Here is a 15,579-nt window from a genome sequence, read left to right as displayed (position 1 = left end):
CTTCGCTGCCCGGCCGGTGCTGTGTTATTTGGCTTCGGAATAGCGCTCAACGATCGCGACGCTCAGCGGGAAATCGATCGGGAACGTCCCGAAGAGGAGCCTTCCGGCTTCGGCGGCAGCCTCGCGAATGGCCGTGGCGGTCTCGTCCGCGGCCTCTGCCGGAGCGTGCACCACCACCTCATCGTGGAGGAAGTACACGAGGTGGGGACGATCGCCCGGGGTCCCGAGCACGGCCAGCCGCTGACGCAGCCCCGCCATCCAGCACAGGGCCCATTCGGCGGCCGTACCCTGGGCGATGAAGTTGCGGCTGAAGCGACCCCAGTCCCGGGCCATGGTGCCCGCGCGGCGGCGCATCGCATCGGTCGCATCGACCTGGCCCGAAGCACGCTGGAACTCAAACCAACCGGCATCCGGCAGCGGGGCACCACGGCCCAGCCAGGTGTTCACCGAGCGGCCCCGCTCACCCTCGCGGGCGGCGTTTTCCACGGCGGCGATGGCCTGCGGGAACGCGCGCTTGAGCCGGGGCATCAGGGCACCGCTCTCGCCGCTGGTGGCACCGTAGAGCGCTCCGAGCATCGCGAGCTTCGCCTCGGCCCGTCCGGGAACCACGCCCGCGTCGGCGAGGCCCTGATAGAGATCCTTGCCGGCGCCCGCCGACGCCATTGCGGTGTCACGAGACATCCCGGCGATGATCCGGGGTTCCAGCTGCGCCGCATCGGCCACCACGAGCAGGTGTCCGGGATCGGCTCGAACCGCCGCGCGAATCTGCGCGGGCAGCTGCATCGCCCCGCCACCGTTGGTGGCCCAGCGGCCGGTCGCGGTGCCGGCCACCACATATTCGGGGCGATAGCGGTCCTCGGGAACCCAGGTGTCGAGCCACACCCAGCCGTTGGCGCTGAGCAGCCGGGAAAGGGACTTATAGCGCAGCAGCGGTTCCACCACCGGATGCTTAATCTCCCGCAGCACCCACTTGCTCGTGCTGGGCACCGAAATACCCGCCCGGGCGAGGGCCCGCAGCAGTTCGGGTGGGGAATCGGGATTGAGATCGGGGGCGTCAAGGAGCTCCCGGATGGTGTCGGCGAGGGCGGCCAGCTTTGCGGGCCGACCACCAAAGCGCGGCCGATCACCCAGCGCCTCGGTCAGAATCCGATCGTGTTCCTCCCGGCTCCACGGCAGTCCGAAGTGGTGAATCTCGGCGGCGACCAGCGCTCCCGAGGACTCGGCGGCGAGCAGCAGACGCAGCTTTCCCCCGGCGATCTGATCCCGTTCGACGGCTCGGGAGACGGCCGCGCGCTGACGGGCAAACTCGGCCAGAACCTCGTTGGCGTCCACGGTGTCTGCCCGGTCCACCTCGTCAAACAGAGTCAGCCCCTGCTCTACCGGTGCGCCGCTGGGGAAGGGCTCATGCGTCCAGGGGCTGTCCGGCGCGCTCGGGTACTCACCCGCGGGGAGAGCCGAGGTGAGGCGGAGCAGCGCGTGTCCCAGGCGCAGATCCACACAGCGTTCGATGCGCAGGTTGTGCTCCAACAGCCACGGATACCAGTCGTTGGTGCCCGACCAGACCCAGCGTGGATGGGCCGCCTCGGCCTCGCTGATAGCTCGGAGGATGTTCTCGGTTCCGCGCAGTTCGACCGGTTCGGACAGCACGGTGCCTGCCTCGTCCACCTCGTGGAGCACGGTGAGGCCGTGTGGGGAACCGGTGAGAACGAGGGGCATACCTCTATTGTGGACCGAGCCACCGACCTCGGGGCCCAGGCGGGCCTAGCGTGAGGAGATAAAGAGTGAGCGTAGCGAGGTTCGCCACAGGTAGGCACCGAGTCCGATCCCGCCAAAGAGCAGCCCCAGTATGAGCGCTGCCGGGATGATATCGGGGGAGTGCAGGTGGCCAAACGCCGGCCACAGCAGCGCGAACAGCGTGGTGTAGACGGGCAGGGCCGAGGCAAGCCAGCGCCAGGGTCCCAGGGCCAGGATCGCGCGGCCGCTGGTCTGTCCGAGGGGAATCAGGAGGATGGCCGCCGACCCGATACCCGCCATCGCCGTGACATTGGCAACCTCGGCGAGGAAGGACCCGGCGATACCGGTGGGGGAGCCGAGCAGGCTGGACGCGATCCACCCGGCAATCCCCAACCCAAACACGCTGAATACACGCAGCGCCGCGGCCCCCGCGCGCTGGGCACGGGCAGCCTCGGGAACCAGGGTCACCGCGAATGCGATGCCAAATACCAGTGCGGGTTCCATGCCGAGCATCCGCGACACCACCGAGGCGGCGATTGCCGCGCCCAGGTAGCGTGGGGCAACGGTCACCGTCGCGGTACCGCCAAATCGCCGGGTGCTCAGCAGGACCGGCAGGATCGAGGCGGCCGTATTCACAAAGATCAGCGCGATCACCGCGGCACCAAACAGGCGCAGCTGGGCGGCGTCCTGGCGCAGAGGCATCGCAAATACCACCACGAGTCCCAGCAGCAGAACCAGGACGGCACCGGCGAGGATGGGATGACGCACCGAGAGCGCCCCGTCGGGATCCTCGGGTTCCGGGCGTTCCCGGTTTCGCCCGGTGAACCGGAGCGGTCCGCGGGAGCGGAAGCCCCCGGCGAGGAAGCGGGCGGGGATCAGAACCAGCGCGATCACCGCAAGGGCCAGGAGGAACGCGCCGATCCATCCGGAGGCGGCCGTGGGCCCGAGAACCGGTGCTACCGCGTGGGTGAATGCCGAGCGGGCGTCCCAGTCCCAGGGACGCACCGGGGTTGCCGGGCCCGCCTCGCCGCCGCCGCTGGGTGGCAGTGAGGGAGCGGCGGAACCGGGGGGATCGCTCGGGGTAGGGGTCGCCGGCGGAGTCGCCGAATGACCGGGCTCTGGAGTGGTGCCCTGGCCCCGGCCTGGATCCTGACCGGTTCCCGGTGCTGTCGGAGGCGGGGGAATGGTGCCACCGGGGTTTGCACCAAAGACGATTCGAATCGGGGTGCTGGTGTCTCCGGGGTTCCCCGAGGCATCGGTTTGATAGGCGATCAGGGTTGCCGGTCCGCTGGCGGGGACCTCGGCCACGCAGCTCCAGTGGCTGGCGGTCACGGGGGCCGAACACAGCACCGCGTCGCCGCCGGCATCGGGAACGGCATACACGGTCACCGTCGCGCCGGACTCTCCGCCTCCGGCAAACGTGGTGCGGGAGGTGAGCGCGCTGCCCGCCGCGGGTGAGGTGATCGTGGGAGCGGGCGGTGGGGTGGTGTCCACCACGAGCGAGACCGTGGGGCTGGGATCCGATGACGTTGCTCCGCTAAAGGAGGTGCGCTGGGTTGCGCTCATCGAATAGGTGCCGTGCAGTTGGAGCGGCAGCGACTGTGCCCAGCGTCCAGACTGGGCCACCTGCACGTCCCAGGCACCGACACCAGTGACCGTGAGTTTGACCGTGGCTCCCGGATATCCGGTGCCCTGAACCAAGCCGACCTTGGCCGAACCCGAATCGCTGGAAATGGTGGGTGGGGTGACCACGGCAAATACCACCGAGGCCGAATCGGGAGCCCCCGAGCTTGCACCATTGTCGCGGGTGACCAGGGTCACCGACGGGGAGGTGGTGAGGCCCGTCAACTGACAGGTGTAGGTTCCGTCGGTGCCGGCATTGGTGGTGCAGACCGATTTTCCGTCGGCCAGGACCGTCAGCGAGGCTCCGGGAGCCGCCGTTCCTCGGACCGTGGTGCTCGCGCGGCCGATCACATCGCCGGCGGCGGGTGCCGAAATGGTGGGCCGAACGGAGGGATCGGGGCTTGAAGGGGCACTCGTCGACGAACCCGAGGCGGGCTGTGAGGGCTCGGCAGACGCGGGAATCTGGGCGCTCACGAGCACGCTCAACGCGATCGCGGCCAGGCAGAGCACAGCAGCAACCGGGACGGGGAACTTCCTCGGAACGGAATGCACGGTGTCTCTATTCCATGCGCAAATGCGGGCTTTGTCAAAGATTTCCGACATCCACCCACACATTCCTGCGAATTGAGTGCCGGGTGGTGACGAGTGGGCGCCGAAAATGACCCGGACGCGTACACTGGATATTCAGTACGAATATCATTCAAACTTTGGAAGGTCCCACCGTGCCATCTTGGCTTATTCCCGTCCTGATCGTGGTCGCGCTTATCGTCGTGATCGGCATCTACCTCTGGGCAACCTACAACTCGCTGGTGGCACTCAAGGTCCGTGTTGACGAGGCCTGGAGCGACATCACCGTGCAGCTCAAGCGCCGTGCGGACCTGATTCCGAACCTGATTGAGACCGTTAAGGGTTATGCCGCGCACGAGAAGAGTGTGTTTGAGGCGGTCACCCGTGCTCGTTCGGAGACCCTGAGTGCTCAGGGGCCGGCCGAGGCCTCCGCCGCCGAGAACCACCTGCAGTCGGCACTGAAGTCCGTGTTTGCAGTGGCCGAGGCGTATCCGCAGCTGCAGGCCAACCAGAACTTCCTCCAGCTCCAGGGTGAGCTGGTAGACACCGAGAATAAGGTGCAGGCTTCGCGCCGCTTCTACAACGGCGGTGTGCGCGAGCTCAACACCAAGATTCAGGTGTTCCCGAACAACATGTTTGCGCGCAACCTGGGCTTCACCGAGCGTGAGTTCTTCGAGGTTGCCGACGCCGCGGCCATCGCCGAGCCGCCGCGCATTCAGTTCTAGTTTTCCCCGCAATACATGTATCGAGCTATACGCGAAAACAAGATCAACACGGTCATCATCATGATCCTGTTTATCTTGATCATCGGCGCGCTGGGATGGCTGGTCGGGTATCTGAACAACAGTCCTTCCATCACCATCGGGATACTGGTGGGCGGGGCCGTGTTTGCGATCTTCCAGTACTTCATGGGTTCGCGCCAGGCCCTCACGATCAGCGGTGGTCGACAGATCACCCTGGCCGATGAGCCGCGGCTGTATCGGATCGTGGAGAACCTGGCGATCACCACGGGTACGCCCATGCCGGATGTGTATCTGATCGACGACCCGGCCCCCAACGCGTTTGCGACCGGCCGTGATCCACAGCACGCCTCGGTGGCCGCAACCACCGGGCTGCTAGAGATCATGACCGATGCCGAGCTGGAGGGCGTCATGGCCCATGAGCTGGGTCACGTGCGCAACTACGACATTCGAGTGTCGATGATCGTGTTCGCCCTGGTGGTGGTGATCGGATTCATCTCCGACATCTTCATGCGGATGGCGTTCTGGGGTGGCCTGAGTGGTGGCCGCAACGACAATAACAACAACGGCGGCGGCAACAACCCGGTGGTCATGATCATCGGCCTGGTCGCCATGCTGATCGCCCCGCTGCTGGCGAGCCTGATTCAGCTGAGCGTCTCGCGTCAGCGCGAGTACCTGGCCGACGCCACCGGTGCGATGACCACCCGGCATCCCGACGCCTTGGCCAGCGCGCTGGCCAAGCTCGACGCCTACGGCCGTCCGATGCAGCGTCAGAACTCCTCGATGGCGCACCTGTGGATTTCCAACCCGCTCAAGTCCGGCGGTGCCGCCAAGCTCTTCAGCACCCACCCGCCGATCCCCGATCGGATCGCCCGTCTGCAGAAGATGGGTGGGGAGTTCTAATCCTCTTCTCCGGCGATGTCCCCGAGCACAAGCTCGGGGACATCGCTCGTTGTGGAGCTGTGCAACTATGCAGCTGCGCATCTATGCAAGGATGACTGCATGAAACGCGTACGGCACTCGGCCGGTTTTTCGCGGGTGCTCGCACTCGTGCTGGCGGCGATGCCGGCGCTCCTGTTTTTCTGGCTTCAGGCTGTTGCAGGGGCCGCGCTGAACGCGATTGTCTGGGTGATAGTCGGTGTGCTTGCGCTCTGGGTGATGGCGATCCTCCTGTTTACCGGAGTGTATGTATCTGCCACACACCTCCTGGTCGTGGGACTGGTGCGTGTAACCCGGCTGGCCCGTGCGGAGCTGTCCGAGATTTCCACCTCGCGTTATGACCCGGACATGGTGCGTACCTACCCGGGGAGAATGCCTCGGTCCTGGCCGCGCACGCTCACGGTGATTCACCGGTCGGGGCGGCGGCAAACATTTACTGCGCCGGTGTTCTTTTCCCGACGTGCGTCGGAGGTGTTGGAGCAGATTGAGCGGGGATAGGGAACCTGCCGAGTCGGGGCACTTATCGGCCTTATGATTGGACGTTTCGCTCTGCGTTGACCGAATCGGTTCCGTGCGGCGTGTGACGGATTGCGGCGATGGCTCTGAGTTTTTCTCTGGGGCATCGCCATTTTTGTGCCTGAGCCCCTGCAATCAATGGGAGGGCTGCTAGCAGGTGTTGGGGGCGTAGCGCTTAGGCTCGAGGGTACTCGCCTCGAATCGACGTGGCTGTTTGGCGTTGACAGTAAACTATTTGGAAACTCCGCGATGGGGACGAGAGCAGGCCTCCTGAATATCAACAAGCGTCCGAGAATAGGATGGTCTACCACAGCCGCAGATAAGTATGGGCAGTACTACCGTTCCTTCAGAATCCAGATTCCGCAGTTGACCCACCGAAGGAATGCTGGGCATTTTCATCTTGTAAGAGGTCGCAACATAACATCGACTCCCAAAATAAATAATCGCCCAATAATGAGTTTGATGGGAGGAGGAATTATGTCAGATGAAGGCCTTGAGCGAATCACTCGGTTGGCCGAAATCTCATGGGGTGAAACGGTCAAAATAGAGCGTGCAGAGGACCGAATCTTGCTGCGTGCGGCTAATAATTCTGAATTCTGGATAGAAGTGTTGTCGATGCGGGATCACCTGGCAATTTATGCAAGTTGGCGTTTTCATTGGAACAGCTACGATTATGCAATATCTGATGACATCATCGCCGAGGCGTGGAGCGTCATCAAAGACCTGGGGCAGGTTGGTGTATGTAGCGTTCTTTTCTTTTTCTCACCTGGCTATGCTTCTCGAATCGTGGGCGGATCAAGTCTGGTCTCACTCCAATCGGTCAGACCATGGAGGGTGCGAGATCGTACGGGAGGATTTTTTGGTGAAATTATTTCGAAAGAATCATCGGATGGGCAACCATAGCCTTGTGAGATCACGCTTGCGCGTGGTTTGGTAACTTTCCAACTTCGGACATGACGCCGTTCGTCTGGTGGCATCCACGGTGACCGGTGTTCCGGGCACGATTGCCGCAGCTGCCGCGCTGCCGGATAACCTGCCTGGTAACGCGGACTATGGCTGGGTGGGAAGAAACCAGAAGCTGACCAAGCACGCGAGCTCGATCGAGACCGTGGAGATGGGCGCACGTCAGTACGTCCCGGCGCTGGGTCGATTCCTCTCGGTGGACCCGGTCGAGGGTGGTGCGGATAACGATTATGTGTATCCGAATGATCCGATTAATAAGTTTGACTTGACTGGTGAACAGTCGATTTGGGATACGTTGGGTGTCGTTTCTACGGTCGCGATGTTTGTTCCCGGTTTCCAAATGGTCGGCGTACTTGGAAAAGTCGCGCTTTTAGCGCGCGGAGCGGCAATTGCGGTTAAGGCTTTTAATGCCACTAAGGTAGGAAAACTAGTTCAGACTGCCAACACATTCGTCCAAGCAGTGTCAAAAACTGTACTGGTGACAGAAGCGAGTGCAAGCCGATTAACAACTGCGATCGCAGGCCGAATCGTCACAAAATCCTGGCAACGAGCTGCTGTGGCTACTAAGGCGAAAATGGTGCGCGTTGGATCCAAATGGAAGGGTTGGCTACAGGTCTCCGATGGCCAAAGGTAGTTACGTCGTAAGCGTGAACATCACTGTCGGGATTAAGGGAACCAGTGTTAAAGGACGACCAGACTACGATAGCTTCCACATCAATATCGTTAAGCCAAGGTGGCGTCGTTGACAAATTCTCAATTTAGCTATCAGAATTCAGCGTTTTGGGGGGAGCAAGGACGGTATGGCCTAATACGCAGGGGCCCCTATTCTGGACGGTATGTCTACGCCTACCCTGAGACGATTCGCGGACACTACACATTAGTAGTTCATCCCTCTCCCCATGCGGATGTTCCTGGAGATATGTATCTGGATCGAGAATCAGATTTCTTTTCCTATATTGAAGACTGGAACGTCGAATGGATAGAACCAAATGATGCTCTAATCGAGCACTTGCGGAGAGAGATCGGGTGGCCCACGTTAATATCGCGAAAGCCCGTCAAATTTGGAAAATTTTGGTTGTGGATATCCAAGAAATGGCGAACAAAACATCGAAGTTCTGGCTCTGATGATTAGAAAACGGATTACGTACCTAACTGGTAAAGTCTCGATCTCTTGGCTAGTTCGTTGGTCAAGCTCGACGTTTATGGACGTTCGATTCAGCGGTAATACCCTTGATGGTGCACCTTGGATTTCCAACCCGTTCAGGGGCGACAGCGTGTCTACGCGCTTTCGGTCGAGCCTGCCGATCAACGATCGGATTGCCCGCCTTCAGAAGGTGGGCGTGCAGTTCTAAACACGCGGCTGTATGGTACGGCGATGACCCGGAGATTTTTCTCCGGGTCATCGCTTTTTGTGCTTCTGGCGTGGATCTATACGTTCATCCGCGCAGTGTGGGATCATCAAAGGTCACTTTAGAGAATTGAGGAGAATCCCATGCGTCGAGTCGCGCACTCCGCCACCTTTTCGCGGGTGATGGCAATCTGTGTGGGGATTATCCCGCTCGCCTCGTTGATGCCGATTTCCACCGGGAACGTCCCGCCGCTGTGGGGGCTCATCCTGCTGATGGGAACGGGGGTCTGGTGCCTGGCGATCATTATCTTTACGGGGCTCTACGTTTCGGCGACAGAAATCCTGGTGGTGGGTATCTTTCGCGTTACTCGCCTGAGCAAGGAGTCGATTGCAGAGATTAGCCATAAGAGCTACGAGCCGCTGCTGTTTATCTCCACGGATGAATGGGTGCTCGGGTTTTTTCCGCGAACGCTGGTGATTGTTGACACTAACGGGCGGACGCGGAGATTCAACTCACCGGTTTTCCGGCGAGTTCGCGGCCCCGAAATTTTGCAGAGTCTCGGTGGATTCCCCAGTCGACCTGGCTCGCCCACGGTGGCGGATGGTGAGCGCCGAGCACGGCACCGTCGCGTTCGGTGAGGGTGGGGCTGCATCGTCCAGCGGCACTGGGTCTTGACCGGCTTCGGACGGATTTTCTGGCGTGGCTCGGCGAACGGGTGCTCGTGTCGACGTTGCCCGCGACGAATGAATAAAACCCGCTATGTTTAGCCTGTGAGTACGATGCCGGAAGCGTGTTTCCTGAGAGTGACGCAGGTGCGAAAGCTGGCCGGAACCGGTGCCGCCGCGCGCGGTGACCTGGTGACGTTGTTTCTGTTCTTTGCGGGGTGCGGGGCCGGGGGTATTCTGACCTCTCAATTCTCGCGCGCCGTCGAGATCGGTGTGGTTGTGTTCGTGTCCTGCGGCCTGCTGTATATCTTGACCGCAGGCACCTATGTAGGTCGCCACCACATCGTGGTGGTGAATCTGCCCGTGGTACGCGCGGTTCGGACCGCCGAGGTGACGGAGATCTTGGTACTCAGGACGAATGTGACCTGGATAGTTCACGGCTCGTGGTGGATCGACCGGATTGTGCTCGACTGCGGACCCGGTCGGCGAAATGTTCGTTTCGATGTGCGCCCTCGGGCCAGTCAGCGTGCGGTGGCTCGGGTGGCGCTGGTGTGCACGAACCTGTGGCGATCCGAGGCCGATCCGCTCCGGGTCTCGATGCGCTACGGTGGCGAGTCTCGTTATGGAAGCCCGGTTCGAGCGGTCCTGACCGTCGGAAATCCGGGCGCGAGCTGGAACCGGGTGAGCCCCGAACGGGACTCGCTAACCGTCCGTCAGCTGAACCCGGATGAGGAGCTCGGCGAGAAGTTTACCGACCTGAGCGACACACGTGCCGATGCCCTGGCTCGGGAAATCGTCACCGAGTTTGATCCGAACCATCGCACCTGGACCGAACTCACGAGGCGGCGCCGGGCAGATGAGCGCGGACTCGGGGTGGAGCCGGCCTTGCTGCCACGGATGGAGACGGTTGCCGCCGGGGTTCTGCCACATCGAGGTAGCGTGCTGGCGCTCTATCAAAGCCTCGGACTGCTGCGCATCAGGCACCGGGTCTCCGCGCGCATGCTTCTCTTCCGGGAGCCGTCGATTCGGCGGGTGTCCGGAGTGCTCCAGGAACGAGGACTTGCCCTCGCGTTGACCCGGTCTACGCGCATGCTGCCGGACGGATCCCTACACCTGGGCCGCGAAGACGTCACCCTCCTGGACGAGAACTATCTCACCCGCGAGACGATGCTCACCCTGAAAAAACTGGCGCGAGAGTACGGGTGGTGGACGTTACTCAGTCGGCGGCTGCGCCGGACCCGGCCCGAGAATCTGGGGCTTTTGGCACTGTTCTCCGCGCTGAGCGGGGACGTGGGCGTGAGCCTCGTGATTGTGCCTCTCGGGATTTCGTCCTCCGGGGTGCGCCTGCGGGCTCTCGGCTCGGGACCCGACCTTCCGCTGCGGATCGTCTGCGCCCTGGTGCGAATCGAAACCGTCAGATCCATCTGGTAAAACCGGACGGGCGAGTTGCCTCGTCCGCCGTCCCGATACCCGATACGATCACCGTTATCCCCGAATCCATTGGACATGACATGCACGAAGCCACCCGGACCGCGAGCCCGAATCGGGTTCCTCGGAGCGCGCCGCAGTGGGGCACCACTCGGCTGCGCCACGGCGGAGACGCCGCCCGGTGGGGATGGATTCCGGTGGTGGTGTTTGCGATCGCGGCGATTATTTTCTGGCAGATACCGGACCGCTGGGAGCCGGGGGGAATGTTGCTTGCCGCCGTGCTGGTCCTACTCCTGGTCGTGCTGCTGGGAACCGGCGCGTATCTGGGGCCGCACACGCTGGTACTGATTGGTCCGTTCCGGTTTCGACGCATCCCGCGCGAGCGCATCACCGACGTGTATCTGTCCCGGGCGGCCAGGCCCTATCGCGCGTTCAGAATGTGGGACCTGTTTTGCTGGGTCACCCTGGTGCTTGATGACGGTGAACGGGTCATCCATTCGGCAGCGCTGGGCGCTCGGGGTGCCAATGCGCTGCACCTGGCACTGACACTGCGAGAACGTCTGGGACTCACCCGTGAGACGCGCGTGGATATCGGCCGAGTGGGCGGCAACGTGGCCCCGGAATTCGCCCTGGTGGCGGGACCGCTGATTCGCTCCGATACGCGGCTATCCGAGCATCCCAGCACGCGCTGGGTCATTCGATCGCCGCGGAAGCGTTCCTCGCTCGCCCGGAAATTTGGGAACATCGACCGGGAAAAGTTCCTGGCTCAGGAACAGACCCTACTGCGGGAGCAAACGGTCGACTGGATTCCCGAGCGTGGTACGGGTGCCCTGCTTGGGTATCGGTTTGATGTCTACGGCGGGGCATGGGAGAACACCCAGTATGAACTTCCGCTGGCCGTGTTCTTCCCGCATCTTCGGCTTTCTCGAACGTTCCTCCCGGTGCCGAAATCACCGGTGCCGATGACCGTGCACACCGGATCGCTGGCGGCCGGGATCGCGATCTGGGCGGGGGAGGCTGCCGCCACCGAGCAATCGAGCTGGCGGGTGCGCACGCTGTTGCGCGAGGAGCCAGCTTTGGAATCGCTGAACCGGTGTCTTGAGACATTTGGGTTGCGGATTGCGCTGATCCCCAACCACCACGAGGTGGTGCCGGGCACCCCGGGCGAGGGGACACCGGAGAAGGTGATCACCGATCCCGATCGGATTGTGAGCATGGTCCGCGGAACCGGGACCGATCAGCAACGACTTCGTCGTCGGCGGACACAACCGGGCCTCCTCGCCCTGCGCCTGATGTTGAATTCCCGAGCCGAGTATTCCCTGGCTATCGTGCCCGCCGATTTCACGCTGAGCACCGACACCGAATCTGCCCTCGCGGCCGCGGATCGGGTACTGCGCAACTGTGAGGGACCCCGCGCCGATCTGGGTGCCTATCAGTACGACGTGCGCTGGCTCGAGGGGCCGTGGGAGAAATAGCATGATCGACGTGATTAACGCGGTGGGTGGTCTGATCTCCGCCCTGGTTGTGGTGGTGTTGGTCGGGCTGATCCCGATGATCCGGGTCGCACGCCGCAAACGACGCCTCCGCTCCGAAAACGATGATCGAATCGCCCCGACGCCCGAAGAACTCTACGAACTGGCTCTGCTCTACAACCTCGACGCCGGCGGCCTCGATGAGGCACGCCGGCTGGGGTGGGTGAGCGAGGCGGAAGCCGAGTCGATTGCCGCAAGGATCCTGGCCGCTCCCGCCAAACCGGGTTCGGTTTCGATCCAGCGGTTCCGGGTGTTCAAAGTTGCCCTGAAAAGTACCCTGCGTACCGACGATCTCGCCCCGGCGGCGGCCGTCTGGCTAGAAGAAACGGCCCACCTGCTCAATCAGGAACCCACGTGGCGGCTCATTAGCCGAGAGCCGGAATCCTCGGTGGATGCCTCCGAGCTGCGTCACCACATCGAGAGCTGGCTTGCCCAACAATCGCCCACCACGACCTGAGCCGCCGACACCAGTGGCCGGGCAGAACCCGCAACGAGTGGGCACGCGCGATCGCTATCATGAGTGCTGTGAAACGGATACGAGGGTCGTCGGGGTATACCCGTGCCGCAGCCGCGGGCGTTGTCTGTGTGACGAGCATCATCCCGGTGGGGGCCTGGCTAGCCCCAGAGGGAATGCCGCGGGTGATGTGTCTCCTGTGGGTGCCTTCTCTGTTTCTCATGCTGATCGCACTCACCACCGCGCTCACCGCGGGCATTTATGTTTCCAAATACGATCTGATCTTCGTGTCCTGGGTGCGAATCCGCCGTATTCCGCTTGTTAGCATTCGCTCGCTCAGACACGTTGAATACATCGACATGGGCACACTGCTGGGGTATTTCTGGCCATTCGATCGGCAGTTTCGGTGCATGGCAGTTGAGGACAAATTGGGGAATTTCACCGAGTATCCGAGTTGTGTGTTTTATCGTCGGCATGCGCGTGGAATCATGATCGGAATTGCCAGCCTCACCGGTATCGGTTTCGTCCCGGACCCGGAAAATGGTCGGACCGGTCTGCGGCGCAGGCGGTGAGATCGCAGTACCGTCGAGCACTCTCGCCGAGAGGAATCTTTCACGTCGTCACGCCACACGCAGGGAGTAGCTCATGAAATGGATACACACCGACATCGATCATCTGGGCGATCCGATCATCGCCATTGCCGACCTGCAGGGAACGCTCGCACGCGACGTTCGCGGTATCGCGCCGATTGTGTATTTCTCCGACCGCCAGGGGTGGCGGCGGCTGAGGCTGCGGGTACACGGGGCTGAATCGGTGACCGTCGCCGATCCGTATGGGATCGCCGCCGGCTGGCTGACCATCGAGGACATTTCCCGGGGTGATGGCGCGGTGGAACTGCGCGGTGTCTATCCGATCGAGGCCACACTTCACGGTATAAACGTCTCGGTTGAGCTGTTGATCTCTGCCGAGGAACACATCTTTGACGCCGAGCACATCCGGGCGGTTGTTAGCGGCGAGGATCCCACGGGTGACTCGGGCTCGTCCTGGCGCGCCGGCCAGGTTCAGTACGCGGGCGATGTGCTGGTGCTGGCGATGACGCTTCCCGATGACCCTACCGAGTACCTGTTGATCGTCCGGGATGAGCGTTTCTTCTGGGTTCAGGCCTCGCGGGATGCGCGACACGTCTCGGTGCGGGTGGATGGAACGCTGAGCCGCGAACTGTTGGTGCTGGCTCTGCGGGCCGCCGCCGATGACGACCCCGACGCGCTCGGTGAGATCTCGGCAAGGTTTGGGGTGGCCGAGGCGGTGACCCGGTCGATCGGGCGGGCACACCGAGAGATCGGTACCGCGCTCGCGGTCCGCAGATCCGCGGTTCGGCGAGCCATGCGGCGGGCGCGCGCCCACTATGGTGAATCCTGATATGAGAAAAGTCAGACACACCAACGCCTGGACGCTGCTGTGGGCGGTGCCGATTCCCGGGCTGCTCCTGCTGGGCATCGCCTCCGGATTCGTTGCGGATGCAACCCTCGCCGCACTGGCTTTTCGAGGTGTCTTGATCGTGCTGCTGGCTGCGGTCATCATCCGGTTCGCTCTGATGGGGCTCTATTCCGATGGGTCGGTCCTCGTGGTTCGCCAGTTTTGGCGCACCCGGAGGTACGATCTTGCGGCGATTGAATGGTTCTCCTGTGTGCCCCTGCGTACCGCCCTCCTCGAGGGTGTATTCGATTCCGTACCGTTTTATTCGATGCCGGTGCTGGCTCTGAGCCCGGCTTCCGTGGAGGGAAACCGTGATCGGCAGCGACACCTGCCCTCGCTGGCGTTTCGGACCCGCAAACGCGCCGAGGTGGAGCGCGCCCTGGCCTCGTTGATCGGGGACGAGCGGATTCGCCATGAACGGGGTGGTGAGAACACGTGGAGCAGTTCTGGGAGCTAGCGAATCGCTTTCCGCTGACCGCGGGGACGCTGTTCACCATCGTATTTGTGGTTTTTGTGCGTGCCCCATTGTCCCTTCTGACGAACCTCATCATACGCAAAATGGGCTGGGACACCGTGGACGATGCGCCGCGACCGCTGCGTCCGTTCATTCCGTGGAATCCTGAACGACTCATCCCCACCACATCCGAGATCAAGCGAGTGCATGCGCGGGGAAAGATTGGTGCGCGTGGACTGGAAATGGCCGCGGAGCGTGGGTGGATGACCGCAGAGGAAGCCTCAACGCTGCGGTCCAAAACCATCGAACGAGCAGATCTGGACGAATCTGATCGCGACGCGTTTGCGCTGATGCGGATCATCGTGCGTCGTTCTCTGGCGAACTGGAAGCGCGTTCGTGGCATGCGGAACCTGCTTTCTAGCTTCGCCACTCAGCTGGGGATTTCCGAGGAGTGGGCAGATATCACGCGGGACACCGGCGATCGAGATAATTCCACGGTGCTGCGCCATAAGCTTCGGACCTGGGTGAGAGAGCACGGTACATAATTTGTTCATTGGAACGAACGCCTGGGAGAGAGCGACGATGAATCCACACCTCACCGACCAGCCCTGGTTTGACCAGGTAAGGATTAGTGATGCGGCACTCGATATCGTAATGACAACGGCGATAATTGGGCTCGTAGGTCTCCTCATTGTCTGGATGGTGCGTTCGAGTCAGTCGAAGGATTGGGACAATCGAAATGATCCGGATGGTGGACCTCCCGAAAGCGAGTGAGCGCGGAACATGAAATCCTGGTGGGGATATTAGGGAACGAGGATCTGCTCTGCCCAAAGAGAACGCGCTGTGAGACAATGTATACATGTCTACAGACGTTCTCAGTGTGCGTCTTCCCGCTGAAATCAAAGCCCGCTTGGATGCGCTCGCCGCGTCCACCGGCCGGCCCGTGGCGTTTTATGTTCGTGAAGCGGTGGTCGAGCAACTGGCTACTTTGGAGTATGCGTACACGCTGCGTAGTGAGGCCGAGCAAATCCGTCGTGGTGAAGCGCGCACTCGCCCGCTAAACGCGGTCATGGAGGACGGATTAACAAACGGTCTTGACTAGTGCATAACACCCACTATTCTTAGGTTTTGCATCGTCC

The 15,579-nt window shown here is 62.0% G+C and carries 16 protein-coding genes; 14 read left to right on the top strand and 2 right to left on the bottom strand.

The window, feature by feature from the left end; all coding sequences use genetic code 11:
* Nucleotides 1–24: 24 nt before the first annotated feature.
* Both D9V34_RS13610 and D9V34_RS13605 read right to left on the bottom strand, forming a co-directional pair.
* The gene (locus D9V34_RS13610) at nucleotides 25–1,716 is read right to left on the bottom strand and encodes a bifunctional 3'-5' exonuclease/DNA polymerase (protein ID WP_121687146.1); all 1,692 of its coding nucleotides are present in this window, start codon (nucleotides 1,714–1,716) and stop codon (nucleotides 25–27) included.
* 45 nt (nucleotides 1,717–1,761) lie between these two features.
* The gene (locus D9V34_RS13605; protein ID WP_147441585.1) at nucleotides 1,762–3,909 is read right to left on the bottom strand and encodes a hypothetical protein; all 2,148 of its coding nucleotides are present in this window, start codon (nucleotides 3,907–3,909) and stop codon (nucleotides 1,762–1,764) included.
* Nucleotides 3,910–4,079: 170 nt separating this feature from the next.
* Here D9V34_RS13605 and D9V34_RS13600 point away from each other — a divergent pair, with 170 nt between their 5' ends.
* The 14 genes from D9V34_RS13600 to relB all read left to right on the top strand — a co-directional run bounded on the left by D9V34_RS13600 (nucleotide 4,080) and on the right by relB (nucleotide 15,542).
* Nucleotides 4,080–4,649 carry a LemA family protein gene (locus tag D9V34_RS13600; RefSeq protein WP_121687144.1) on the top strand — a complete coding sequence of 190 codons (570 nt, stop codon included), beginning with the start codon at nucleotides 4,080–4,082 and terminating at the stop codon, nucleotides 4,647–4,649.
* Nucleotides 4,650–4,664: 15 nt separating this feature from the next.
* Entirely contained in the window at nucleotides 4,665–5,567 is a 903-nt protein-coding gene (locus tag D9V34_RS13595; protein WP_121687143.1) for a M48 family metallopeptidase, read from the top strand.
* A 99-nt stretch (nucleotides 5,568–5,666) separates the two neighbouring features.
* A complete protein-coding gene (locus D9V34_RS13590) occupies nucleotides 5,667–6,101 on the top strand; it encodes a hypothetical protein (protein ID WP_121687142.1) in 435 nt (144 codons plus the stop codon).
* Nucleotides 6,102–6,596: 495 nt separating this feature from the next.
* Nucleotides 6,597–7,022 carry a hypothetical protein gene (locus tag D9V34_RS17630; protein WP_147441584.1) on the top strand — a complete coding sequence of 142 codons (426 nt, stop codon included), beginning with the start codon at nucleotides 6,597–6,599 and terminating at the stop codon, nucleotides 7,020–7,022.
* Nucleotides 7,023–7,101: 79 nt separating this feature from the next.
* Nucleotides 7,102–7,716: an RHS repeat-associated core domain-containing protein gene (locus D9V34_RS13585; protein WP_220700522.1), complete on the top strand. Its 615-nt coding sequence runs from the start codon at nucleotides 7,102–7,104 to the stop codon at nucleotides 7,714–7,716.
* Nucleotides 7,717–8,574: 858 nt separating this feature from the next.
* Entirely contained in the window at nucleotides 8,575–9,069 is a 495-nt protein-coding gene (locus D9V34_RS13580) for a hypothetical protein (RefSeq protein ID WP_121687140.1), read from the top strand.
* Nucleotides 9,070–9,243: 174 nt separating this feature from the next.
* Nucleotides 9,244–10,527: a hypothetical protein gene (locus D9V34_RS13575; protein WP_147441583.1), complete on the top strand. Its 1,284-nt coding sequence runs from the start codon at nucleotides 9,244–9,246 to the stop codon at nucleotides 10,525–10,527.
* A gap of 80 nt (nucleotides 10,528–10,607) precedes the next feature.
* Nucleotides 10,608–11,999, top strand: a complete 1,392-nt coding sequence (locus D9V34_RS13570; protein WP_147441582.1) for a hypothetical protein — start codon at nucleotides 10,608–10,610, stop codon at nucleotides 11,997–11,999.
* Nucleotide 12,000: 1 nt separating this feature from the next.
* The gene (locus tag D9V34_RS13565; RefSeq protein ID WP_121687137.1) at nucleotides 12,001–12,513 is read left to right on the top strand and encodes a hypothetical protein; all 513 of its coding nucleotides are present in this window, start codon (nucleotides 12,001–12,003) and stop codon (nucleotides 12,511–12,513) included.
* Nucleotides 12,514–12,731: 218 nt separating this feature from the next.
* Nucleotides 12,732–13,082 (top strand): hypothetical protein, encoded by a 351-nt coding sequence (locus D9V34_RS13560; RefSeq protein WP_147441581.1) that lies wholly within the window; start codon nucleotides 12,732–12,734, stop codon nucleotides 13,080–13,082.
* A 73-nt stretch (nucleotides 13,083–13,155) separates the two neighbouring features.
* A complete protein-coding gene (locus tag D9V34_RS13555) occupies nucleotides 13,156–13,929 on the top strand; it encodes a hypothetical protein (protein WP_121687135.1) in 774 nt (257 codons plus the stop codon).
* 1 nt (nucleotide 13,930) lies between these two features.
* On the top strand, nucleotides 13,931–14,443 hold the full coding sequence (locus D9V34_RS13550; RefSeq protein WP_121687134.1) for a hypothetical protein: 513 nt from the start codon (nucleotides 13,931–13,933) through the stop codon (nucleotides 14,441–14,443).
* Nucleotides 14,422–14,985 (top strand): hypothetical protein, encoded by a 564-nt coding sequence (locus D9V34_RS13545; protein ID WP_121687133.1) that lies wholly within the window; start codon nucleotides 14,422–14,424, stop codon nucleotides 14,983–14,985. The genes D9V34_RS13550 and D9V34_RS13545 overlap by 22 nt, the downstream gene beginning before the upstream one ends.
* Before the next feature lie 314 nt (nucleotides 14,986–15,299).
* Nucleotides 15,300–15,542: a type II toxin-antitoxin system RelB family antitoxin gene (gene relB / locus D9V34_RS13540; RefSeq protein WP_121687132.1), complete on the top strand. Its 243-nt coding sequence runs from the start codon at nucleotides 15,300–15,302 to the stop codon at nucleotides 15,540–15,542.
* Nucleotides 15,543–15,579 lie beyond the last annotated feature (37 nt).

This window comes from Mycetocola lacteus (assembly GCF_003667575.1).
GTDB classification, from domain to species: Bacteria; Actinomycetota; Actinomycetes; order Actinomycetales; family Microbacteriaceae; genus Mycetocola; species Mycetocola lacteus.
The sequence above is the reverse complement of the archived record's forward strand: the minus strand, read 5'-3'. Positions and strand labels throughout refer to the sequence as shown.

Bases quoted from the DNA above. Each gene is read 5' to 3' on its own strand.
- D9V34_RS13610 (WP_121687146.1), bottom strand. From the start codon at position 1,716: ATGCCCCTCGTTCTCACCGGTTCCCCACACGGCCTCACCGTGCTCCAC.
- D9V34_RS13595 (WP_121687143.1), top strand. From the start codon at position 4,665: ATGTATCGAGCTATACGCGAAAACAAGATCAACACGGTCATCATCATG.
- D9V34_RS13590 (WP_121687142.1), top strand. From the start codon at position 5,667: ATGAAACGCGTACGGCACTCGGCCGGTTTTTCGCGGGTGCTCGCACTC.
- D9V34_RS17630 (WP_147441584.1), top strand. From the start codon at position 6,597: ATGTCAGATGAAGGCCTTGAGCGAATCACTCGGTTGGCCGAAATCTCA.
- D9V34_RS13580 (WP_121687140.1), top strand. From the start codon at position 8,575: ATGCGTCGAGTCGCGCACTCCGCCACCTTTTCGCGGGTGATGGCAATC.
- D9V34_RS13570 (WP_147441582.1), top strand. From the start codon at position 10,608: ATGCACGAAGCCACCCGGACCGCGAGCCCGAATCGGGTTCCTCGGAGC.
- D9V34_RS13565 (WP_121687137.1), top strand. From the start codon at position 12,001: ATGATCGACGTGATTAACGCGGTGGGTGGTCTGATCTCCGCCCTGGTT.
- D9V34_RS13560 (WP_147441581.1), top strand. From the start codon at position 12,732: ATGCTGATCGCACTCACCACCGCGCTCACCGCGGGCATTTATGTTTCC.
- D9V34_RS13555 (WP_121687135.1), top strand. From the start codon at position 13,156: ATGAAATGGATACACACCGACATCGATCATCTGGGCGATCCGATCATC.
- D9V34_RS13550 (WP_121687134.1), top strand. From the start codon at position 13,931: ATGAGAAAAGTCAGACACACCAACGCCTGGACGCTGCTGTGGGCGGTG.
- relB (WP_121687132.1), top strand. From the start codon at position 15,300: ATGTCTACAGACGTTCTCAGTGTGCGTCTTCCCGCTGAAATCAAAGCC.